Source organism: Achromobacter sp. D7-1, from assembly GCF_059760445.1.
On record NZ_JCBAMT010000065.1, the window covers coordinates 1 to 21,534 of the forward strand.

At 67.5% G+C, this 21,534-nt stretch carries 25 protein-coding genes; 7 read left to right on the forward strand and 18 right to left on the reverse strand.

Going from position 1 to position 21,534, the window contains the following annotated elements; translation table 11 throughout:
* Positions 1-572: 572 nt before the first annotated feature.
* Positions 573-1,796, reverse strand: a complete 1,224-nt coding sequence (locus tag AC6LKD_RS23505; RefSeq protein WP_498117623.1) for an MFS transporter — start codon at positions 1,794-1,796, stop codon at positions 573-575.
* A gap of 128 nt (positions 1,797-1,924) precedes the next feature.
* Here AC6LKD_RS23505 and AC6LKD_RS23510 point away from each other — a divergent pair, with 128 nt between their 5' ends.
* Entirely contained in the window at positions 1,925-2,380 is a 456-nt protein-coding gene (locus AC6LKD_RS23510; RefSeq protein ID WP_013393021.1) for a winged helix-turn-helix transcriptional regulator, read from the forward strand.
* Positions 2,381-2,387: 7 nt separating this feature from the next.
* Here the strand turns inward: AC6LKD_RS23510 and AC6LKD_RS23515 are convergent, their stop codons facing one another.
* The 10 genes from AC6LKD_RS23515 to AC6LKD_RS23560 all read right to left on the reverse strand — a co-directional run bounded on the left by AC6LKD_RS23515 (position 2,388) and on the right by AC6LKD_RS23560 (position 11,288).
* The gene (locus tag AC6LKD_RS23515) at positions 2,388-3,362 is read right to left on the reverse strand and encodes a pyridoxamine 5'-phosphate oxidase family protein (RefSeq protein WP_498117625.1); all 975 of its coding nucleotides are present in this window, start codon (positions 3,360-3,362) and stop codon (positions 2,388-2,390) included.
* Between the two features lie 27 nt (positions 3,363-3,389).
* Positions 3,390-4,028, reverse strand: a complete 639-nt coding sequence (locus AC6LKD_RS23520; protein WP_492275439.1) for a glutathione S-transferase family protein — start codon at positions 4,026-4,028, stop codon at positions 3,390-3,392.
* A gap of 157 nt (positions 4,029-4,185) precedes the next feature.
* On the reverse strand, positions 4,186-5,091 hold the full coding sequence (locus AC6LKD_RS23525; protein ID WP_013393018.1) for a LysR family transcriptional regulator: 906 nt from the start codon (positions 5,089-5,091) through the stop codon (positions 4,186-4,188).
* A gap of 104 nt (positions 5,092-5,195) precedes the next feature.
* A complete protein-coding gene (locus AC6LKD_RS23530) occupies positions 5,196-5,561 on the reverse strand; it encodes a hypothetical protein (protein ID WP_013393017.1) in 366 nt (121 codons plus the stop codon).
* Entirely contained in the window at positions 5,558-6,016 is a 459-nt protein-coding gene (locus AC6LKD_RS23535) for a hypothetical protein (RefSeq protein WP_498117626.1), read from the reverse strand. The genes AC6LKD_RS23530 and AC6LKD_RS23535 overlap by 4 nt, the downstream gene beginning before the upstream one ends.
* A gap of 6 nt (positions 6,017-6,022) precedes the next feature.
* The gene (locus AC6LKD_RS23540) at positions 6,023-7,012 is read right to left on the reverse strand and encodes a Bug family tripartite tricarboxylate transporter substrate binding protein (RefSeq protein ID WP_013393015.1); all 990 of its coding nucleotides are present in this window, start codon (positions 7,010-7,012) and stop codon (positions 6,023-6,025) included.
* A gap of 49 nt (positions 7,013-7,061) precedes the next feature.
* The gene (locus AC6LKD_RS23545) at positions 7,062-8,117 is read right to left on the reverse strand and encodes a beta-keto acid cleavage family enzyme (protein WP_013393014.1); all 1,056 of its coding nucleotides are present in this window, start codon (positions 8,115-8,117) and stop codon (positions 7,062-7,064) included.
* Between the two features lie 149 nt (positions 8,118-8,266).
* Positions 8,267-9,235 carry a Bug family tripartite tricarboxylate transporter substrate binding protein gene (locus tag AC6LKD_RS23550; protein WP_013393013.1) on the reverse strand — a complete coding sequence of 323 codons (969 nt, stop codon included), beginning with the start codon at positions 9,233-9,235 and terminating at the stop codon, positions 8,267-8,269.
* A gap of 146 nt (positions 9,236-9,381) precedes the next feature.
* Complete coding sequence (locus AC6LKD_RS23555) at positions 9,382-10,401, reverse strand: AraC family transcriptional regulator (protein WP_013393012.1); 1,020 nt, start codon at positions 10,399-10,401, stop codon at positions 9,382-9,384.
* Positions 10,398-11,288, reverse strand: a complete 891-nt coding sequence (locus AC6LKD_RS23560; protein ID WP_498117627.1) for a LysR substrate-binding domain-containing protein — start codon at positions 11,286-11,288, stop codon at positions 10,398-10,400. The genes AC6LKD_RS23555 and AC6LKD_RS23560 overlap by 4 nt, the downstream gene beginning before the upstream one ends.
* A 129-nt stretch (positions 11,289-11,417) precedes the next feature.
* Between AC6LKD_RS23560 and AC6LKD_RS23565 the strand changes: the two genes are divergently transcribed.
* Complete coding sequence (locus AC6LKD_RS23565; RefSeq protein WP_498117628.1) at positions 11,418-12,089, forward strand: flavodoxin family protein; 672 nt, start codon at positions 11,418-11,420, stop codon at positions 12,087-12,089.
* On the opposite strand, the gene AC6LKD_RS23570 is transcribed toward AC6LKD_RS23565, so the two are convergent.
* The 7 genes from AC6LKD_RS23570 to AC6LKD_RS23600 all read right to left on the reverse strand — a co-directional run bounded on the left by AC6LKD_RS23570 (position 12,008) and on the right by AC6LKD_RS23600 (position 18,776).
* Positions 12,008-12,841: a helix-turn-helix transcriptional regulator gene (locus AC6LKD_RS23570; protein ID WP_498117629.1), complete on the reverse strand. Its 834-nt coding sequence runs from the start codon at positions 12,839-12,841 to the stop codon at positions 12,008-12,010. The two genes, AC6LKD_RS23565 and AC6LKD_RS23570, sit on opposite strands and share 82 nt — an antisense overlap.
* A gap of 21 nt (positions 12,842-12,862) precedes the next feature.
* The gene (locus tag AC6LKD_RS23575; RefSeq protein ID WP_498117630.1) at positions 12,863-13,822 is read right to left on the reverse strand and encodes a proline dehydrogenase family protein; all 960 of its coding nucleotides are present in this window, start codon (positions 13,820-13,822) and stop codon (positions 12,863-12,865) included.
* A gap of 73 nt (positions 13,823-13,895) precedes the next feature.
* Positions 13,896-14,798, reverse strand: a complete 903-nt coding sequence (locus AC6LKD_RS23580; RefSeq protein WP_013393007.1) for a DMT family transporter — start codon at positions 14,796-14,798, stop codon at positions 13,896-13,898.
* A 156-nt stretch (positions 14,799-14,954) separates the two neighbouring features.
* The gene (locus AC6LKD_RS23585) at positions 14,955-16,205 is read right to left on the reverse strand and encodes a D-amino acid dehydrogenase (RefSeq protein ID WP_498117631.1); all 1,251 of its coding nucleotides are present in this window, start codon (positions 16,203-16,205) and stop codon (positions 14,955-14,957) included.
* A gap of 108 nt (positions 16,206-16,313) precedes the next feature.
* Positions 16,314-16,751 (reverse strand): Rrf2 family transcriptional regulator, encoded by a 438-nt coding sequence (locus AC6LKD_RS23590; RefSeq protein ID WP_013393005.1) that lies wholly within the window; start codon positions 16,749-16,751, stop codon positions 16,314-16,316.
* A 61-nt stretch (positions 16,752-16,812) separates the two neighbouring features.
* Complete coding sequence (hmpA, locus tag AC6LKD_RS23595) at positions 16,813-18,030, reverse strand: NO-inducible flavohemoprotein (RefSeq protein WP_498117632.1); 1,218 nt, start codon at positions 18,028-18,030, stop codon at positions 16,813-16,815.
* A gap of 89 nt (positions 18,031-18,119) precedes the next feature.
* Positions 18,120-18,776: a 4'-phosphopantetheinyl transferase family protein gene (locus AC6LKD_RS23600; RefSeq protein ID WP_498117633.1), complete on the reverse strand. Its 657-nt coding sequence runs from the start codon at positions 18,774-18,776 to the stop codon at positions 18,120-18,122.
* Positions 18,777-18,888: 112 nt separating this feature from the next.
* Between AC6LKD_RS23600 and AC6LKD_RS23605 the strand changes: the two genes are divergently transcribed.
* The 5 genes from AC6LKD_RS23605 to AC6LKD_RS23625 are packed head-to-tail and all read left to right on the forward strand — an operon-like array spanning position 18,889 to position 21,532.
* Complete coding sequence (locus tag AC6LKD_RS23605) at positions 18,889-19,614, forward strand: beta-ketoacyl synthase chain length factor (protein WP_013393002.1); 726 nt, start codon at positions 18,889-18,891, stop codon at positions 19,612-19,614.
* Positions 19,611-20,450 carry a lysophospholipid acyltransferase family protein gene (locus AC6LKD_RS23610; protein ID WP_498117634.1) on the forward strand — a complete coding sequence of 280 codons (840 nt, stop codon included), beginning with the start codon at positions 19,611-19,613 and terminating at the stop codon, positions 20,448-20,450. The genes AC6LKD_RS23605 and AC6LKD_RS23610 overlap by 4 nt, the downstream gene beginning before the upstream one ends.
* Before the next feature lie 4 nt (positions 20,451-20,454).
* The gene (locus AC6LKD_RS23615; protein ID WP_013393000.1) at positions 20,455-20,715 is read left to right on the forward strand and encodes a phosphopantetheine-binding protein; all 261 of its coding nucleotides are present in this window, start codon (positions 20,455-20,457) and stop codon (positions 20,713-20,715) included.
* Positions 20,716-20,732: 17 nt separating this feature from the next.
* On the forward strand, positions 20,733-20,987 hold the full coding sequence (locus AC6LKD_RS23620) for an acyl carrier protein (RefSeq protein ID WP_013392999.1): 255 nt from the start codon (positions 20,733-20,735) through the stop codon (positions 20,985-20,987).
* Entirely contained in the window at positions 20,984-21,532 is a 549-nt protein-coding gene (locus AC6LKD_RS23625; protein ID WP_498117635.1) for a COG4648 family protein, read from the forward strand. The genes AC6LKD_RS23620 and AC6LKD_RS23625 overlap by 4 nt, the downstream gene beginning before the upstream one ends.
* Positions 21,533-21,534 lie beyond the last annotated feature (2 nt).

Sequence of the window (21,534 nt, forward strand, 5' to 3'; positions counted from 1 at the left end):
AATGGGCGGTGATGGGTGGCGCGCGGCGAATAGCCGCTTGCGCATGCAGATCCGGACGCGCGCCACCCATCCGGCACCCGCGTTGAAATGACGATTACTGGCCAACCCGTGCGCTTCGCCATCAACCCGAACGCAGCGCCCACCAAATTCAAACCTGGCTCTCGCCAGCCGCGCGCGTCACCACGAGAACGCCCTCGTCACCCGCGCGCAGCGCCATCGCGCGACGCAAGACGCCGCGTAAGCCCCAAGAGGCCGCCCGGGCGGCCGGCCTGGGGCGGGCCCCGCAAGACACGCCAACACCCCACCGACCGTGGCCAAAACGCCAAGCACACCACCCGCCCCAGCGGCCGTGAAGATTCAACCAGCCGAGCCTGTCGCGTCGTGGGCTCGCGATGCGCGGGGCGTCGATAAGCCCGAGGGAATCTGAAGGAGTCGCCGTAGGCGAGGACGAAGATGACGAAGGGGGGGCCGCCGAGGCAAGTCCGGAGCGAAGGCTCCGGACCGCAATCGCAGCCCCGCGCATCGCGAGCCCACGACGCGACAGGCGTCTAAAGAACCCCACGACAAGCATCCTAAGAACCAACAGCCAAACGCTCACCACGCGGCAACGTCACCGCCCAGAACGCCAGCGCCACAACACTGATACCCGCCCCCAACAAGCACACCCCCAGCCAGCCCGCCTGAGCATAAACCGCAGTCGAAGCGATAGACCCCAACCCGCTCCCCACCGCGTAGAACATCATGTAGCCCCCGACCAATCTACTATGCGCCTGCGGATTCACGCTGAAGATCATGGTCTGGTTAGTCACGTGCAGCGCCTGCAAAGCGATATCCAGGACCAGCACGCCCAACGCCAGCAGCCACAGGCTCTGATCCAGAAAGGCGATCGGCACCCAGGCCAGGCATAGCAGCGCCAACCCCACGGCCGTGGTCCGCTCGCCCTGCCCGCTGTCCGCCAGCCGGCCGGCGCGCGCCGCCATCAGCACGCCCGCCACACCCACCAGCCCGAACGCGCCCACCGCGCTGTGCGTGAGGGAATGCGGCGGCGCGCTCAGGGGCAGCACCAGCGCGGTCCAGAAGGCGCTGAAGGCGGCGAACATCAGCAGCGCGATCATGCCGCGCACGCGCAGTACGCGCTCGGTGGCCAGCAGGCCGTAGAGCGAGCGCAGCAAAGCCCAATAGCCCATCTCCACCGCGGGCAGCCGGCGTTGCGGCAGGCGCCGCGCCAGCACCACGGCCAGCACGGCGGCCAGCGCCGCCGACACTACGTAGACCGCGCGCCAGCCCCACAGGTCCGCCACGGCCCCGGCCAGCGTGCGCGCCAGCAGCAGGCCGATCACTACCCCGCCCTGCGCCGCGCCGACCACGCGGCCGCGCTCGCCCGGCGCGGCCAGCGCCGCGGACAGGGCCAGAAGACCCTGCGTCATCGCGGTCCCAAAAAGGCCCAGCGCCACCATGCCCATCAGCAACCAGGGCGTACCGGCCGACAGCGCCACCGCCACCAAAGACAGCACCAGCAACGCCAGTTGCCCCAGCATCAAGCGCCGCCGGTCCAGCAGGTCGCCCAGCGGCACCACCAACAGCAGCGCCAGCGCGCAGCCCAGCTGCGTGGCCGTGACCACGATGCCCACCGCGCCTTCGGCGATGCCAAACTCGCGGCCGATGGCGTCCAGCAAGGGCTGGGCGTAATACACGTTCGCCACGCTCAGGGCGCAGGCGACCGCCAGCAGCATCACCAACGATCTGGGCATCGGGCCAGGGGATGCGGGGTCGGCGGGTTCTGGTCGAGCAGGCATGTCTTTCTCCAATTTGGTTGCGTTATAAAACCAAAATAGTAGGTTTGAAGGTTTTATAATGCAACCGAAATTTCGACAAAGCAGCCGTTGCCACCCATTGCCGTCATTCCCCTCAGCGAGGATCCGATATGGTCAAACGCACTAGTCTCGAAGGCGCCGCCTGCCCGGTGGCACGCTCCCTGGACGCGATCGGCGACTGGTGGTCGCTGCTGATCGTGCGCGACGCCTTCGATGGATTGCGGCGTTTCGGCGAGCTGCAGAAAAGCCTGGGCGTGGCCAAGAACATCCTCAGCGACCGCCTGCGCACGCTGGTGGCGCATGGCATCCTGGAAGTGGCGCCGGCCTCGGATGGCAGCGCCTACCAGGAATACGTGCTGACGGACAAAGGCCGCGCGCTCTTCCCGGTGATCGTGGGCTTGCGCCAATGGGGCGAAGAGCACTACTACGGCGCCGCCGAACCCCACTCGACGCTGATAGACCGCAAGCGCGGCCAACCGGTGCGCAAGCTGGAAATCCGGGCGCAGGACGGCCGCCTGCTCGGCCCGGACGACGCCGTGGTGCAGAAGACCGCTCTGGCGGGCTAGGTCCGGCCTACGCAGTTCTCGCTGCGGACGGCCACTGCCCGGTCGCCAGCGCGGTCGGCGAATAGGAATCGAAGCGCCAGCGCAAGGCCAGCGCCCCGGGCCGGCGGACTACCCGGCGCGCATGCACCCGCCACAGCCGTTCGGCGCCATCGAACTGCACGATCTCCGGGCTGTCCAGCACCACTTCGGCCGCGCCGGTCAGTTGCAGCACGTCGCCGCGCTCGAAATCGATGAACAGCAGCCCGGCGCGCGGGTTGAGCACCATGTTGCCCAAGGTGTTGAAGAAGCGGTTGCCGGAAAAATCGGGAATGGTCAGCACGTCGCCATCCACCCGCACGAATCCCGGCTTGCCGCCGCGATGCGAGACATCGACCCTGCGGCCGCCCTCGTCCGCATAGGTCGCCACGAAAAACGTGTCGGACCGGGCGATCAGCGCCCGCGCCGCATCGTCCAGCCCGCCGCGTTCTTGCGGCGTGCCGGGAAAACGCAAGGCGGGCGATCGCGAAAACTGGAACTCGCGCGCCTGGATGTACTGCGGGCAGTTGCCGAAGGACTGCGTCACCGCCACCTCGAAACGCTTGCCGTCCCAGGCCGCGATGCGGCCGTTGGCGCGGTTGCGCCGGCGCGTGTGCAGTTCGATGCCCAGCAGGCCCAGCTGCTGATCCGGCCCCATGCCGGCCAGCAGCGGGTCGTCGGCGTCCGGCACCGCGGACACGCGCAGGCTGCGCGGATCGGGCGAGGTCACGAAACCCGGCAGGCCTTCCAGCACGCCGGCCCAGGGATCGCCCTGCCCGTCCACCGCGCCCACCACCACAAAGGGCAATTGCTCGAAAAAGATGCGGTGCTGGTCCGGCATGTAGTCGCGGATGACTTTGGGTCCCGCCACTGCCATGCGTTCGGCGACGCCCGCCTGTTGTTGCAGCAGGCGTTCGCCCGCATGCCACGGTGACGGCGGGACGGCGACAGGTTCTGCGATGGCCATGGCATTCTCCTTGCGCGGCGCGCGCCCTCAGGCAGCCAGCAGGCCCACGGGCGACTTGGGCATGGGCACGAAGCGCGGCAGGCTTTCGATGCGGCGCAGCCAGGCGCGCACGTGAGGATAGGCTTCCAGCGACACATTACCTTCCGGCGCGTGCGCCACGTAGGCATAACAAGCCACATCCGCGATGGTGGGCGCCGCCCCCGCCAGGAAATCGCGCGCCGTCAGTTCGCCGTCCATGACCTGCAGCAAGGCATGCGCGCGGGCCAACGTGCTGTCCACGTCATGGGACGCGCCGAACAGCACCACCAGGCGCGCCGCATTCGGACCGTTCACCAGTTGCCCCGAGGCCACCGACAACCAGCGCTGTACCGCTGCCGCGCCGGCGGGATCCTCCGGCAGCCAGGCCTGGCCGTTGTAGCGCTTGGCCAGATAGACCAGGATCGCGGTGGAATCGGCCACCACGACGCCGTTGTCGTCGATGACCGGCACCTGGCCAAAGGAATTGAGGGCCAGGAATGCGGGGCGCTTGTGCTCGCCGCCGCGCAGGTCCACATCCACCTTGCGGTGCGGCACCTCCAGCAGGGACAGCATCAGGGCGACGCGATGGGCGTGGCCGGACAGGGGGAAGCTGTAGAACGTCAGCGCAGGGGTCTGGGCGGTTTGCATGAGTGGGCTCCAAGTCGGATACAGGTTCCATCTTGGACCGGCGCCGGCCGCGCGTGAACGGCCAGCGTCTGCAAGACACTCTTGCTTCGGATGAAAGAAACGGGGCGTGGCCCTGTCCCTCCATGCGCTCCTGCGGGCGCAGCCGCGGGCTGGGGCGCTACGCGGGCAGCGCCGCCAGGTCGCGGCGCAAGGCCTCGACGCAGAATTCGACGAAGCTGCGCACCTTGGCGGAGCTCTTGCGGCCTTCCGGATACACCAGGTGCACGGGCAGCGGCGGCAGCTCGAAATCCCGCAGCACCACCTCCAGGGCGCCGCTGGCCAGGTGCCGCGCCACCTGGTAGGACACCACCTGCGTCAGGCCCCAGCCCTCGCACGCCGCCAGCACCGCCGCCTGGAACGAGGTGACCGTCAGCTGCGAATCGACGCGCAGGTTCCTGGGCTGGCCGTCCTGCTGGAATCGCCATTGCGGCGTGCGCCCCTCCATGGCCGCGGTGACCGTACAAAAGCGCGCCAGCGACTCCAGGTCCTGCGGCACGCCATGTTCGCGCAGGAAGGCGGGCGCGGCGCAGACCACGCGACGCACCTGCCCCACCGGCACCGCCGTCAGCGTGGAATCCGGCAAGGCGCCGATGCGCACCGCCACGTCCACGCGCTCGTCCAGCAGGTTCACCACGCGGTCCACCAGCAGCGTGCGCACCGAGACCTCGCGGTGCACGCGCAGATAGCCCAGCACGGCCGGCATCACGTGCAATTCGCCGAAGAACGCGGGCGCGGTGATGCTGAGCGCGCCGCGCGGCGCGGCCATGGCGCCGGCGACGGCATCGTCGGCCTGCTCCACCTCATCGAGGATGCGGCGGCAGTCGTCGGCATAGCGCTGGCCGGCCTCGGTCAAACGCAGGCTGCGCGTGGTGCGCACCAGCAGCAAGGCGCCCAGCCGCCGCTCCAGCGCCGAAACGCTGCGCGTGACGGTGGGCGCCGACATTTCCAGGCGCCGCGCCGCCGCGGCGAAACTCTGTGCCTCGGCCACCGCCAGGAACACGCTCATTTCATGGAATCGATTCACGCCTGGCGGCCTCCGCGCTGATTGTCGGGAGAGAGTAGAAGCGCACGCAGGGGCGCGTCAATCCTCTCTCCGGCCTTGCGCACAAGCGTGCAAGGCCGCCGGATTCAGGCCAGCCTGCGCGCGCGCTCCCCGATGAAGCCCAGCAATTCCAGCGCGCGACGCGCCGCCCGCGCCGCGCCGTCCATGTCGCCTCGCACGTACAGCGGACGAAGCTCCTCGATCTCCTCCAGCGCCTCGATCAGTTCCGGCGCCGCAAGTCGGTACTTGCGCAGGACGCTGACCATGCACATGGAAGCGTGCACCATGTCCTCGGACGCCTCGCTGACGCCCGCTTGGTGCAAGGCGAAGTTGATCCAATGCGTGCCCGCCAGCATGGCCGCCTCGATCCGGATCTCCCAGTCCTCGTCGCCCAACCGGGCCAGCGAGGCTTCGATGCGCTCCGCCTTGTCGCGGTGAAGTTCCGCAATCATGGGCGCACCTCCGGACGGACCAGAGTCCGGTAAACGGAGATGGCCTGCAACATCGCGTCCTGGCAATCATCGACGATGGCCTGGGTCGGCTTGCGGTCGCCGCGCAGGCAGGGGTCGCGATGTTCCTCCAATGCGTGCAAGGCGGCCTCCAGGCGCTGGACAGGCTGCGGCAGGTCACCGGCAATGGCGGGCCAGCCCACGTGGCTTACGTCGCCGGGGCCACGCAGTTCCCTGCGCCAGCCGCCGTCCGCCTGCGGCACCACATGCACGCCAGGAATGGTGGAAAAAGCGCGGTCCTCGCTGGTGAGGCCTGCGGCGTGCAGCGATGCGTTCCAGATATTGGTGCCCGCGGTAAGACAGGTCCAGTACCAGAGCTCGAAATCCCGCAAGGGATCGAGCCGTTCGCGCAGCCGCAACAGACGGCCTATCTTGTCTGCATGGGAGGATATCTGCATGGCGCTTTACTCGGCCTTGATGTTTCCGTCCACCACGATCTTGCGCCAGGCGGCAAGGTCTTGCGTGATGGTCTGGGCGAACGCCTGGCGGCTGACGGCAGCGGATGGCGGCACGTTGGCCTGGCGCAGCGCATCCAGGAACGCCGGCTGTTCCAGTTCATGATTGATGGCCGCATGCAGGCGCTCCAGCACCTCGGGCGGCGTGTTCCTGGGCGCAAAAACACCCTGCCAGCCAGCAGCGGTAAAGGGATAGCCCTGTTCCGACAACACCTGCACGTCCGGCAGCCTGGGACTGCGCACGGTGCCCGTGAGCGCGATACCGCGCAGCTTGCCCTGCTCGATGAAACCCAGGGGAGACACCACGTCGACCCAGCCCACGGGAATCTCGCCCGACACGATGTTCGTCAGCAGCGCGGGCGTGGTCTTGTAGGGTACGTGGTTGATGCTCAGCCCCGCGCGCTGCTTGATCCACTCCATGGTCAGGTGTCCGTTGGACCCCATGCCCCAACTGCCGTAGGACTGGTACTTGCCTGGCTCGCGGCGCAACAGATCCACCAGCTCGGGCAAGGTCCTGGCCGGCACCGAAGCATGCGCCACCAGCAGCACGCCTCCCACGGAAGACAGCGCAACGGGTTCCAGGTCGCGCAGGGTCTGCACTGGCAAGGCCGGATTCAGCGCTTCGGCCATCACCATCGACGAAGCCGTGCTGTGCAGGATGGTGTAGCCGTCGGGCACGGCATTCTTGACCGCGGACGAGCCAATCAAGCCGTTCGCGCCCGGGCGGTTCTCTATGACGAAAGGCTGGCCCAGCGTGTCGTTCAGCCGTGCGTAGAGCTGCCGGGCCAGCGTGTCCAACACTCCGCCCGCGCCGCCCGGCACGATTACCTTGACGGGTCGCGCCGGCCAATCGCCGCCGCCCTGCGCCAACACCAGACGGCTCGCCAGCGACGCCGCCGCGCCCAGCAAGAGTTCCCTACGGGTCAATGAGATCGTCATGTTTTCATCCTGGATCATGGTGCGGACGCGCGCGGCCCGGCGGAAAGCGTCAGACGGGCTTGCGCAGGAAACCTTGGTTGCCGCCGTTGCGGTTGGGCGCGAAGCCGTTGGCCTGCAGCGTTTCTTCGGCCGTTTCGTAGAAGACGCCGATCTTCATGATCTCGCGCGCCTGCTGCGCCGTAGCGATGGGGCGGCCGAACTCGCCGGCGATGCGCACCAGCTGCCTGATCTGCTCGACGGAACTCATCTTTCCCGTGCGGGACTGGTTCCAGAGCACGTCCTCGATGCCGCAGCGCACGTGCAGGCCAAGGGCGATGCCTATCATGTTGACAGGCAGCACGTTGAGGACGGAGCTTTCTACCGTGACCACGGCGCCGTCGGGTACCGCGCGCAACATGTTGGCCAGGTTGTAGATATTGGCCTGGTCCATGCCGCCGCTGATGGCCACCCAGTTCATCACCAGCGGCCCTTTGTAGACACCGCGGCGGATCATACGTTCTATGGTTTCGAAGCTGTTGATGTTGTAGCACTGGAACTCGCTCTGGATGCCGGCTGCGGTCAGGCGCCGGATATGCTCCTCGACCCAGCTGGGATTCGCGGGCACGACCATGTCCTTGTAGGTGGAGTACAGGTGGGGAAAGCCGCGAGACACGCCCCGGAAATCATCCTCGCCTGCGTGTTCAGTGACGTTCATCTGCGAGGTGTTGACGGTGACCGTCACCTGGTCGGGCCTGGGCGTCAGTTCGGCCAGCATGTGCCGGGTGTCGTCGCTCAGCCATTTGGCGGCCTGCCCCTCTTCCGGCGCGAAGCTGATGGAGCCGCCCACCTGAATGACCATCTCGGGCACGGCCTCGCGCACCCCGGCGATCAGCTCGTTGAACTTGGAGAGGCGCTTGCTGCCTTTGCCGTCGGCCTCGCGCACATGCAGATGCAGCACGGTGGCGCCGGCTTCATAGCAATCCACCGCCTTCTGGATCTGATCCTGCATGGATACCGGAATATCCTCCGGAAAGTCCGAGGGTATCCAGCCCGGCGCATAGGGCGCGGCGGTGATGATCAGGGGCTGCTGGTTTTCGGGATACAGGTGGCCGTCTAGAAAGTTCATGGCGAGGGTGCTCCGACTGGGTGGGTGAAGACTGCGTGGATCGCGCTACATGAGGGAAGCGCGGGAATACCGGCGCGCGTGGTCCACGGGCGTGCCGGCGCGTGCCGGCCGCCCCTAAAGGCGCGGCGCTGAAAGCAATGGAAGGCGGGTCAGTTGGCCCGGATGTCGAACTTCTTGACGATGGCGGCGTTGCGCTGCGAGGTCTGCCTGTTTTCAGCCAGCAGCGCGGCACTGTCGATGTTCACGTCGGGCTCCAGCCCCACGTCCGCCAGCTTCTGCTGCACCGCCGGCACGGCCGCCGCCTTGCTGATGACGGCCTGGAGCCTGACCAGGACATCGGACGGCAGCTTGCTCGAACCATAAAAACAAACCTGCCCCTGGAACTGGATCTCCGGATAGCCCAGTTCGGTCATCGTCGGCACCTCGGGCAGATCCCTGTAGCGGTTTTTCCCGGCGACCGCATAGGGGCGCAGCCGGCCGCTCCTGATCAGGGGCAAGGATGTGACCATGCCGTCGAACATGATGTCGACCTGGCCGCCTATGACGTCCTGCAGCGCCTGCGGCGACCCCGTGTAGGCGACGTGCTGCATGTCCAGCCCGGCCTGGCTGCTGAAGATCAGGCCCGAATACTGCGACACCGTGCCTGTTCCGTAGCTGGCGAAAGACGACTTGCCTTTGCGCGCCTTCAGATGCGCAACCAGGCTCTGGAAATCCTTGGCCGGATAGTCGGCGGCGCTGACGAGCGCATAGCTGGTGTACGCAACCCGGGCGATGGTCACGATGTCCTTGAGCGGGTCGTATGGCACCTTCATCACCTGCGGCGCTTCGACCAGCATATTGCTCGGCCCCAGCGCGATCGTGTTGCCGTCGGGGTCGGCCTTCAGCATGGCGCTGAGGCCGATCGATCCGGTCGCGCCGGGCCGGTTCTCGATGATGACCGGCCGGCCGGTGTCGGCCGACACCTGCTGCCCGATCACGCGGGCGGCGATGTCCACGGTGCCGCCTGCCGGACCCGGCACGATGACGCGCAAGGGCTTGCCGTCCGCAGCCCAGACGCTGAACGCCAGCGACCATCCGGCCAACGCCAAGGCCGAACGCGCGTATTGATGCAGTTTCATCTTTGTCTCCTGGCTCTTTGCCGGACTGATGCGCGGGTTCCCTTTCCTGGAAAGCGCAATGTCTGGTCTATGGCCACAAGTATCCATCGCTCTGCGCGCGCTTACTTGCTATTCTGGGACATAAACTTGTCAATTTGGGACAGCATTCAGGCCGGCCTGGCCGGACCCGCCCTGCTCCACGCTGAGGGACTGCATCCGAATTGGTCGCGGAACCAATGGCTGAAGCTGCTGGGCCTGGAGAAGCCCAGCAATTCCGCCACCTCGCCCAGCGGCAGATCGCTCTCGCGCAAATGGTGCTGGACCAGGTCCCGGCGCACCTCGTCCAGCACGCGGCTGAAAGACAGGCCTTCCGCTCCGAGGCGGCGATGCAGCGTGCGGCGGTCGACGTGCAGAAAGCGCGCCACCTCCGGCGCGGAGCAGGCGCCGCCAGGCAGCAGCGCCAGGATGATCCGCCGGCAGGTCTCCTGCGCGCTTTCGCCGCGGCCGGTCATGGCCGCTTCCAGGTATTTGCGGGCCAGGCCGGCGGCCACCTGATCGCCCTGCTCCCGCGGCCTGGACAGATCGGCGGACGAGCACACCAGCCCGTTGAATTCCTGGTTGAATTTGACGTTGCGCCTGAAAAAGGCGCGATGCGCGGTAACGTCCTCAGGTGGCCGGTGCGAGAAGCAGACCTCCAGCGGCTGCCACTGCTGCCCGATCAGCTCGCTCAATATGCAGAACATGGTGCCCACCGCCAACTCCACCGACTGCCGCATCTGCAATCCGGGCGTGGGCAGCAGGTCTTCGCGGATGATCACCAGCCCGCCGGTGTCTTCAACCCGGATGATGAGCGACGCGTTCACCAGCTTCAGGTAGCGGCACAGCGTATCGAGCGCCTGCCTCGGCGTCGCTTCCTCCCGCAGCACCAGGCTGATGGGGCCGAGCGCCGATAACTTGCGCCGCGCCGCCAGGCGCAGCGCGAAGTCTTCGATGCGCGTCGCGCGGGCCGTGATTTCCAGCAGCTCGCGTGCCGCGTCGCGCGGGATCAGCATTTCCGGGTCTTGCAGGAATCTGGCCTCCAGCCCCACGCTGCGCATGAAGGCATGGGGATCCCGGCCCAGCGACTCGACCAGCTCGACGTAGCCGTTCAAACTGCCGCTGCGCATCAGTTGGGAGACCTGCCTCATGCCCGTGCCTCGAATTCCTTGCGCAGCCACCCCAAGAACGCCTTGACCGGCGGATGGCGTTCGCGGCCCGGCGCGCACAGCGCGGTATAGGCCGCCCCCGCCACCCTGATCTCGGGCCGGTACGCCACCAGCGTGCCCGCCGCCACGCTGTCCGACACCATGACGGAACTGGCCAGCACCAGCCCCTGGCCGGCGATGGCGGCCTGCAGCGCGTAGTGCTCTTCCTCGTAGGCGTGCAGCGCCGCCGGCTTGCGCCAGGAAGGCAGGCCGGCGGCCTCGCACCAGTCCTGCCAGCCCTGATCGTATAGCTGCGAATCGCGCCAGCGCACAGTGACCAGCGACGGCGCGCGCTTGCCCGGCCGCGCAACCAGCGCGGGCGCGCCATAGACGCCGAACCATTCCTGCAGCGTACAGGCCGCGTGCAGCCCGGGCCAGCGCGCGCGGCTGTAGCGGATGGCCAGGTCCATGCTGGCGTCGCGCAGCAGGTCCACGGGTTCGGGGCTGGTGTTCAGGTTCAGCTGGTATTGCGGAAACGCGGCATGGAAGCGCCCCAGCCTTGGCACCAGCCACAAGGCCGCGAACGAATGCGTGGTCGACAGGGTTAGCGCGCCCGAGGCCGGCGCGGCGCGCAAGGCGTCCAGGGTCTGCGCCACATCGAGCAAGGCGCCATGCACGCCCGCGAAGAGGCGCGCGCCCTTCTCCGTCAGGCGCACGCCGCGCGGCACGCGTTCGAACAGGGCGTAGCCCACGTGGCGTTCCAGCGCCTTGACCTGATGGGACACGGCCGTGGCCGTGACGGCCAGTTCGGCCGCGGCCAGCTTGAAGCTGAGCAGCCGGGCGGCCGCCTCGAAGGTGCGCAGCGCCGTCACCGGTAGCGTGGCGAACATGGGATCCCTAGCCTTATGGATGAAATCAATTCATCTTACTCAAGGATTCATCATTTGTCGCCCATCAGGCAGGAATACTAAATTTCCTCAACCGTATGGCAGAAGCCATGCCCACACAAGGAATCCAACATGAATTCAGATCACCCCACCAAGCGCCTGTTGATCCTGGTCGGCAGCCCGCGGCGCGACGGCAACAGCGCGGCCCTGGGCGCGGCCGCGCTGCAGGGCGCCGAGACGGCGGGCACCTCGGCCACGCTGCTGTTCCTGGACGACTACATCCAGTCCTTCCTGCCGGACCTGCGGCACGCCACCGCGCCCGCCGACCGCTATGCCGAGCTGTTCCTGGAGCACTTCCTGCCGGCCGACGGCGTCCTGATCTGCACCCCGATCTACTGGTACGGCATGTCGGCGCAGACCAAGGCTTTCTTCGACCGTTCGTTCAGCCATTACGCCGGCCAGGGCCCCGAACCGGAGCGGGTCAAGCAGCGCATGGTCGGCAAGCGCCTGGGCCTGGCGGTGGCGTCCGAGGAAACCTACCCGGGCGCGGCGCTAGGCATCGTGCACCAGATCCAGGAATACGCGCGCTACACCCATTCGGATTTCGTCGGCTATGTGCATGGCGCCGGCAACCTGCGCGGCGAGATCGCGGCGGACCCGCGGCAGCCGCTGCAAGCGGCGGCCGAACTGGGCGCTGCATTCTTTACCCACAAGTATTCGGACTACCGGGTCGAAACGCCGCGCGCGCGCAATGTCTGGGAAACCGCCCCCGCCCTGCGCAGCACGCCGGGCGTGCTGCCGTAGACCTGCTTGAAAACGCGGGTCAGATGGGCCTGGTCGGCGAAGCCCACGGCTTGCGCCGCATCCGCCAGCGCCAGACCGTCGCGCAGCAGGACACGCGCACGCGCCACCCGCCAATTGCGCAGCCAGGCCAGCGGCGGCAGGCCATAGCGCCGCGCGAATTGTTTGACCAGGGTGGTGCGGTGGCGGTCCTGGGTCGCCGCCAGGGCTTCCAGGTCCGGCGCGCACGCCGGGTCCGAGGCCATGCGCTCGCGCAGCAGCGCGCACACGTCGGACGCGTCGTCGGCAGGAACCACCGCGGTCTGCGCATGCGCCGCCAGCAGCCCGAACAGGGCCGCGGAAATACGTTCGCGGCGCTCCGAGTCGGCGATGGCGTCGGGGGTGAGCGCGTCCAACCATGCCTGGCATAACGCTGGATCGCGGATGACGGGGCCGGGCAGCGCAGCGCCGCCGGCAAACAGCGCGAGTTCGTGGTTTCGGAACCAGGCCGCATCGATATAAGCCATGCGATACGCCAGCGGCGCGTCCGAGGTGCCGCCCGTGTGGACCTGCCCGGGCGCGATCGCCACCAGATCGCCCTCGCCCGCGAGCTGCGCCTCGCCATGCACGGTAAAGGCGCAGCGCCCCTGCGCGATGGCGCCGATGGACCAGGCATCGTGGAAATGCGGCGCATAGCGGTAGGCGCGCAGGTCCGCGATCAGCACGTCGCCGGGCAGGCCGGCGCCGCAATGCCAGATGTGTTGGGAAACCGCCATAGATGCGTATGCGTGAGTCGCCTAGCCGAAGTAGCTCTGGTCCGAAGTCAGCGTGCGGGCCAGCAGCCACGCGTTGCGCGGGTTTTCTCCCACGCGGCGCACGGCATAAGGCCACCAGTCGCCGCCGAAGGGCAGATAGACCCTGACGTTATAGCCCAAACGACGCAGCGCGAGTTGCCAGTCCGGACGCACGCCGTAGAGCATTTCGAATTCGAAGGCATCTGGCGGCCAGCCGCGTTCCCGCGCCAGTTCCATGATGGCGCCAGCCAGGCGGTCGTCATGCGTGCCGAAGACCGGTTGGAAACCCGACTCCAGCGCCTCGCGCGACAGCATGATGGTGGCTGCGTCCAGGTAGGCCTGGTCGATGCGCGCGCGGCCGGCGTGGTCCAGTTCGCGCTCCGGAAACGCGCCCTTGACCAGCCGCAGCGAGGTACGCTGGCGGATCGCCCAGACCAGGTCCAGCGGCGTGCGCCGCCGCTGCGCCTGCAGGGTCAGGCCTGCCGGGATGCCGGCCGCCAGCAATTCGCGATGCAAAGCGCAGGTGCGGTCGCAGATGGAGGAATCCTCCATGTCCAACACCATCCAGTCGCGCCCCAGGCCGACCCCGCGGCGCGCCGCCAGGCCGATGCGCCGGGCATTGTCCCGGCCCAGCCCATCGTCGCGCATATAGCCGATGGCCGTGGGATCGACGGATACGTGCACGTCCAGCCCGGCATGCGCCAGCGCCCGGCAGGCACCCACGGCCTGCGCCACGTTGTGCTCGATGGACTCGGGATCGTCGACGTATTCGCCCAGGTAAAAGAGCGATGCGCGAATCCCGTGCGCCTCGCGCAGCCTGGCGGCCGTGCGGACCGCGGCGTCCACGTCGGCGCCGCCGACGAAACGGGCCGCCAGCGACGTGCGGGCCGCCATGGCCCGCATCGCCCGCCCCACGCCCGGGCTGCGCGCCAGCGCGATGGCGGTTCTCTGGAACATGCTCATGGGCTCTCTCCCTGCAAAGAGAGCCACTGTGCCGGGACGGCGGGTGTGCGTCTTGAACGCCAGTGAAAAGTTCCTAGTCCAGCGCCAGCGCGCGGGCGCGGCCGAACAGCGGACGCTGCACCGTCTGCGCCAGCAGCACGCCGGCCAGCGTCACCGCGCCGCCCAGCAGATGGTACAGGTGCAATTGCTCGCGCAACAGGACGAAGGCGGCCAGCGCGGTGAACAGCGGCAACAGGTTGATAAAGATGCTGCAGCGGTTGGGCCCCAGGCGATGCACCCCTTCGATCCACAGATAGGACAGCAGCACCGACGAGAAGATGCCGGCGTACAGGATCAGCGGAATCGTGTTCATGTCCAGCGCAGCCTGCGCCGCCGGCACGCGCAGATAGAGCGGCAGCATATAGAGCAGCGCGAAGATCGATTGCACGAAAGTGGATTGCCAGGCCGGCAGCGGCACCTTCCAATGGCGCAGCAGCACGCCGTACAGCGCATAGGACAAAGCCGCCAGCAGCATCAGGCCGTCGCCGACGTGGATGCCGTGCTGGAACACGCTCAGCATGTCGCCCTGCCCCACCAGGTACAGCAGGCCCAGGAACGACAGCGCGCCGCCGGCCGCCATGCCCAGGGTCAGCGGATCGCGCAGGATCACCACGCTGAGCAGCATGCTCAGCAAGGGGATCAGCGCCGTCAGGATCGCCATGTTGGTGGCGGTGGTGGTTTCGGCGGCGCGGTAGGACAGCGCCTGGAACAGCGCCGAAGACAGGGCGCCGTACAGCGCCAGCTTGGGCCAGTGGCGCAGGATGGTCTTGCGATTGCGCCAGGCCGGGCCGGCGGTGAACAGGCCCATCAGGAACAGGGCCAGCACCAGCCGGTAGAAGGTGATGGCGGTGGGCGAGATGGCACTGGCGGCCATCTTGGAGACAATGACGTTGCCCGCCCAGAACAGAATGGCGAACAACGGAAACAGGTAGGACATGATGGTTGCGCTCGGAGGATAAGGGATGGTCTCCGGCCGCTTGCGGCGCCCCTGGAGGCTGCGCAAGCGGCCGGAGTATCGCTATCCTATTGAGCGCGATCCGGTCCGTCTGCCGATGAAAAGGCAGCGGCTATCGCAAAACGGACATTGCCCGTGTCAGGGACGGAATGGCGCGGGATCCAGCGGCAGCTCCAGCCCGCCCATCTGGGCCGTCAACAGCGCGGCGCTGCCGCAGGCCAGGGTAAAGCCCAGCGCACCCTGCCCGATGTTGAGCCACAGGTTGTCGGCCGCAGGGCTGCGCCCGATCAGCGGCTTGCCGGTAGGGGTGGCCGGACGCAGCCCTGCCCAGGGCTCGGCTTGGCGCAGGTCCAGCGCCGGGAAAGCCTCGTGCACCTGGCGCTTGAGCAGCCCGATGCGCGCCGTGTCGATGCCGGCGTCGGCGCTGCCGATGTCGACCATGGCCGCGATCCGCAGCACGCCGCCCACGCGGGCGTAGACGATGCGCCGCTCATAGTCGGTCACGCTGATGCGCGGCGCCACCGACTCGTCGTCCTCATCCAGCGGCACGCTCAGGCTGTAGCCCTTCAGCGGATACAGCGGCACGTCGTGGCCCAGGGGCTTGAGCAGCGCGCGCGTGCCGACGCCGGTGGCCAGCACGATGGCATCGGCGCCGATGTCGCCGTCGCGCGTGTTCACCGCCACGATGCGGCGGCCCTCGCGCTGCAGTCCCGACACCGGATTGGACATGGCGCATTGCACATTGGCCATGGACTGCAGGCGGTCGAACAGCGCTTCGGTGAACTGGCGGCAGTCGCCCGCCTCTTCGCTGGGGGTATAGATGGCGCCCGCCAGGCTGCCGCCCATGCCGGCCAGCGCCGGCTCCAGGGCCAGGGTCTGCGCCGCGTCCAGCACCTGCTGGTCGGCGCCGTGGGCGGCCTGATAGGCCACCAGTTCGCGCGCCTTGTCCAGCAAGGCCGCGCTGCGGTAGGCAATCAGCTTGCCGTTCTTCAGATGGCCGAACGCCAGGTCTTCCTGCTCCAGCAGGGAATGCATCACGTCACGGCTGAGATAGGACAGGCTCGCCAGTTGGGCCGTGGAAGCCTTGGCCACCGAGGCCCGGCACGCCAGCGCGAACTGCAGGCACCAACGCCATTGATGGGGATCCAGCCTGGGCCGGAAACGCAGCGGGGAATCCTCGCGCAGCAGCCAGCCCGGCACGCTGGACAGCACGCCCGGACCGGCCAAAGGCGCCACATAGCTATAGCTGAGCTGGCCGCCGTTGGCGTAGCTGGAGACCTCGGCCGGACGCGCCTGGCTGTCCACCAGCACCACGTCATGGCCCTGGCGCGCCAGGAAATAGGCCGACGCGACACCCACGACGCCAGCGCCGATTACGCAAACCCGCATACTCATAGATCCAGAAAGACAGGGGAAACGCTCTATTCTGGGATGCGCCGCGCCCGTCCGGCAAATGCCAAACTCCGCAGGGTCCATAACAAAACATCATGCCCCGCCTCAGGCGGCGCGGTGCAGCTTGATGATGGCCGCGGCCGTGGGGTCGCGCACCAGGTCGGCCAGGGTGTAGCCGTTGAGCGCCTCGTAGAAGGCCTGCAGGGTCTGCGCCAGCACGCCGGACAAGCGGCATGAGCCGTCCAGCGCACAGGGAGGCTCGCGGCAGTCGATCAGCGGCCCCTGCTGCTCCAGCTGCCGGATCAGATCGCCCAGCCGGTAATCGCCGGCGGACCTCGACAGCCGCAACCCGCCGCCCTTGCCGCGCGAGGTGCTGACCCACCCTTGCTGCGCCATGAAGTGCGCCACCTTCACCAGATGATTGCGCGACACGCTGAAGCGGTCGGCGATCTCCGGGATGGTGACGGCGGCGGGCCGGTCGCGGCATTGCGTCAGGTACATCAGGACGCGCAGGCCGAAATCGGTGAATCGGGTCAGTTGCATGGCTGGGATGAAAGGGATGGGCGCTGGCGGCCCGAGAGCTCAGGCCGCCAGAATACACCGCTCAGGCGGGCGCACCGCCGGTGCCGAAGGCTTCGGCGTGGATGCGGTCTGCCGGCACGCCCAGGCCGGTCAGGGCCTCACGCTGCGCGCGCATGAAGGCCGCCGGGCCACACAGGTAGTAGTCCGCGCCGGGCACGATGACCTCGTCGCGGATGGCGTTCAGGTCCACCCGGCCGGCGTAGTCGTAATCGCGCCCAGGCTGGTCGCCGTGGCCAACTTCCTCATAGAACACCGCCTTGCGCACATTGGCGCGTTCGGCGGCGATGTCGTTGACGTGGTCGCGCAAGGCGTGGACCGAGTTGTTGCGGCAGCCGTGCACAAAGCGGATCTGGCGTTCGTCGTTCAGGCCCACCAGATGGTTCAGGATGGAAACCATGGGCGTCAAGCCCACGCCGCCGCTCAGCAGCACCACCGGCGCATTGCCTTCCTCGCGCAAATAGAAATCGCCCTGGGGCGGCGCCACGTCCAGCACCCCGCCCTCTTCCAGGCGGTCATGCAGGGCGTTGGACACGCGGCCGGCCGGCGTATCGGCGCCGCCCGCTTCGCGCTTGACCGAGATGCGCAGGCGGTCCTGCCCCGGCGCGTCGGACAGGCTGTACTGGCGCGGCTGCATCAGGCCCAGCTCGGGCACGAACACGCGCACCGACACGTACTGGCCGGGACGGTAGGCCGGCACCTCGCCGCCATCGGCCGGCGCCAGGTAGAAAGACGTGATCTCGGCGCTTTCGCGCTGCTTGCCCACCACGCGGAAGGCGCGCCAGCCCGTCCACCCGCCCGGCTTGGCGGCCGATTCCGCGTACAGGCGCGCCTCTTCGGCGATCAGCAGGTCGGCCAGTTGGCCGTAGGCCGCGGCCCAGGCAGCGATCAGTTCGTCCGTGGCCGCCTCGCCCAGCACTTCGCTGATCGAGGCCAGCAGATGCTTGCCCACGATCTGGTAATGCTCGGGCCGTATGCCCAGGCTGACGTGCTTGTGCACGATGCGCGTCACCACGGGCATCAGCACCGAGGGATCGTCGATGTGCTCGGCATAGGCCGTGACCGCGCCGGCCAGCGCGTGCTGCTGCTCGCCGCCCGCCTGGTGGGCCTGGTTGAAGACCTGCTTGAGCTCGGGGTTGTGCTTGAACATGCGGGCATAGAAATGCTTGGTCAGCGCGACGCCGTGCGTCTTGAGAACGGGGGCCGTACCTTTGACCAGGGCGCGGATTTGGGGGCTCAACATCTACTGCTCCTTTGTGGCGCGATCGGAATCGCCATTAAACATGTATTTATAATACATCTTTAAATGCCCGCAGAAAAACGCCGCTGAGTTCATTCCTGTCCGGCGCCCCACTCGCCCAGGATGGCAAGCGTTGGTAACACGCAAGCCGCTTCGGCCCGCCATTGGGGACGTAAAACGCTGTCAGCCCCGGCTCGCCAGGCCGCGGACGCGATCCAGTCATCCCCCAGGCGATAGGAACAAGCGCGCCACCGTCCAGGCGGCGCGCGCAGGCGCCATCCCGTCTTGTCATCGGGCGCCAGGCCCACCGACGCCATGTCCGCAGGGAAATCCAGGCCGGCCGCCTTGATGAAGGCTTCCTTCAGAGTCCACAAGAGATAGAAGCGCTCTAGCTGCGCCGCGCCCTGCAGGCCGGCCAGCGCCTCGCGTTCGACGGGTGTGCAAACCCATTCGGCCAGGCGCAACACCGCGCGCGGCCGGATGCGCTCCAGGTCGGCGCCTAGCGCCCATCCCCGGGGCGCCGCCGCGCAGACCGCATGGCCGCCACTATGGCTAAGCGAGGTGGCCGCGTCCGGCGCGGCCTGCCTGACGCTTTGCAGCAACGCCCTGCTGACCCGCCAATCGCTCTGCGCCTTCGAACTGCGCAGCGCCGGGGCGCGCACCGCATCCTCGGCCGACAGCTCCTGGCTGCGGTAGCTGGCGGCGGCGCCTTGGTCTGCCCACCAGATGAAAAGTTCCTGAACGTTCACGGGAGTAAGTAACAAATAGCAAGCTGGAGTGTAAGAAATACGGGAAATATTGTGTATTATGTAACGTTTTAAATCAAAATGGCCTGACATCGCCATAGTAGAATCGCGCGCTATGTTGACGTTTTCGATCGCGCAATGGCAGGGTTGGGCGCAAGGAATCGATAGCCCCAGCGACTGGTTGGAATGGGCCGAACATCCGTTCTGCCCGATCGGAAATCAGAACCCGCCTCGCCTGGACTTCCTGCCCCCCTTGCAACGCCGCCGCTTGAGCCCTCTGGCTCGCGGCGTGTTCGACTGCGCGTGGCCGATAGCCGAGGGGCGGCCCGCCATGCCGCTGGTGTTTGCCTCCCGCCATGGCGAAACCACGCGCAACTTCGGCCTGCTGCAGGCGCTGGCGGCGGACGAACCTTTGTCGCCCACGGCCTTCGGCCTGTCCGTGCACAACGCCATCGCCGCGCAGTGGTCGATCATACGCCGCGAAACCACCGAATCCGTGGCCTTGTCGGCGGAAGACGATGGCCTGGAACATGCCTTCATCGAAGCGTCCATGCTGTTCGATGCAGGCCACCAGGACGTGCTTGTGGTGTTGGCCGAGGAACGTCCGCCCGCGCCTTACACCTCCTGGGTGGATGACGCGCCTTACTCTTATGCGCTCGCCTTGCACCTGCGCCCCGGCGCGGACTGGACGCTGACCCTGGCCCCGCAAACCCCGGTTGCCGCCGACGCGGCGCAGGCCTGGCCCAATCCCCTGAACCTGCTGCGCCACCTCTTGCTGCGCACGCCCGACTGGCGACACGCCAACCGCTCCCGACTATGGACCTGGACACGCACTGCATGACGAGCGCTACGCCTGCCCGGCAGGACTTCTGGCTCTGGCGCCTGTTCGCCACAGGCATGGCCTTCACTCTCTTCGGGATCGGCGGCGTGCTGTTGCGCGTGCTGGTGTTCCCGCCGCAGCGTCTGCTGCCCGGCGACAAGGCGGACCGCCAACGCCGAGCGCGCGGCGCGCTGAACCGCACCTTCCGCCTGTTCATCCGCTTCATGGTCCGCACTGGCATCCTGACCGTGGAATTCAAGGGCGCCGAACGGCTCGGCCAGCCCGGCCAGATGATCCTGGCCAACCACCCTTCGCTGCTGGACGTGGTGTTCCTGGTCGGCCACGTCAAGAACGCCAACTGCATCGTCAAGCACGGCCTGGCGACCAATCCGTTCACCCGCGGCCCGGTGGCCAATGCCGGGTACATCACCAATGACGAAAGCTTCGACATGTTCGACCGCGCGGCAGACGCGCTGCGCGCAGGCGAAACCCTGATTGTCTTTCCCGAAGGCACGCGCACGCCGCGCGACGCCATGCCGCGCTTCCATCGCGGCGCCTGCGCCATCGCGCTGCGCGGCGCGCGCGTGGTGACGCCCGTGGTCATCAGCATGAATCCCCGCAGCCTGACCAAGGGCGAACCTTGGTACCGGATCCCGCCCTGCCGCATGCGCTACGTGATCCGCGTGGGAGAGGACATCGACCCCGCCACCTGGAGCGGCGCGCATCCGCTGCCGATCGCAGGGCGCAAGATGAATGATTACCTGCACGCCTATTTCGAAGCCGAGCTGGCGCATGCCGCGCCCGCCGGCGCACTCATGAACGAACAACCGCCCCAGGCGGTGGAAGTGGAGTCCTAGCCGGATGAACCAACTGGAATTTGAACTGAAGACCCTCGTCATCGAATCGCTGGGCCTGGAAGACATCGCGCCCGACGATATCGATAGCGACGCCCACCTGTTCGGCGACGGGCTCGGGCTGGATTCGGTGGACGCCCTGGAGCTGGGCCTTGCGCTGCAGAAGCGCTACGGCATCACCATCGATCCCGAAACGCGCAACATGCGCGAGCATTTCGCCAGCATCGCCAAGCTGGCCGAGTTTGTCAGCGCGCAACGCCGCGCCTAATGGATACGGAGTCCAGGATGCATACCCGCGACGAAATCTTCAATACTCTGCGCGGCGCGCTGGTCGAACTGTTCGAGATCGAACCGGAACGCATCACGCCCGAGGCGAACCTGTACACGGATCTGGAGATCGACAGCATCGACGCCATCGACCTCATCGACCACGTACGCCGCCAGACTGGCCGCAAGCTCGACGCCAATGACTTCCGCACGGTTCGCACCGTCGAAGACGTGGTGCAAGCCATGTGCCAGAAGCAGGATCCCGCCGCATGAAACGCGGCGTGGCGGCAGCCCTGGCCGTGGCCGGCATCGCCTATCCCTTCGCCGTCCATGCGGCGCTGGGGCGGGTGAGCGCCGCGTGGCTGGCCCTGCCGCTGGCGCTGCTGTGGCTGGCCCGCGGCCTGACCGCGGATACCGCCCGGCCGGGCGCGCGCCTGCTGCCCGCCGTGGCGGTGGCGTTCTGCCTGATCCTGGCCATCTCGAATTCGCAAGCCTGGCTGCGCTGGTATCCGGTGCTGGTCAACGGCATGATGCTGGCGATCTTCGGCGCCAGCCTGCGGCGCGGCCGCCCCGTGATCGAACAATTGGCCCGGCTGCGCCACCCCGACCTGCCGCTCGAGGGCGTGCGCTACACCCGCAACGTCACCCGCGTGTGGTGCGCCTTCTTTGTCCTGAACGGCAGCGTGGCCGCGGCGCTGGCGGCCTGGGGACCCTGGAGCTGGTGGACCGCCTACAACGGCGCCGTGAGCTATGTGCTCATGGGCTTGCTGATGGCGGGCGAATGGCTGCTGCGCCCCGCGGCCGCCAAGGCGGCGTAAAG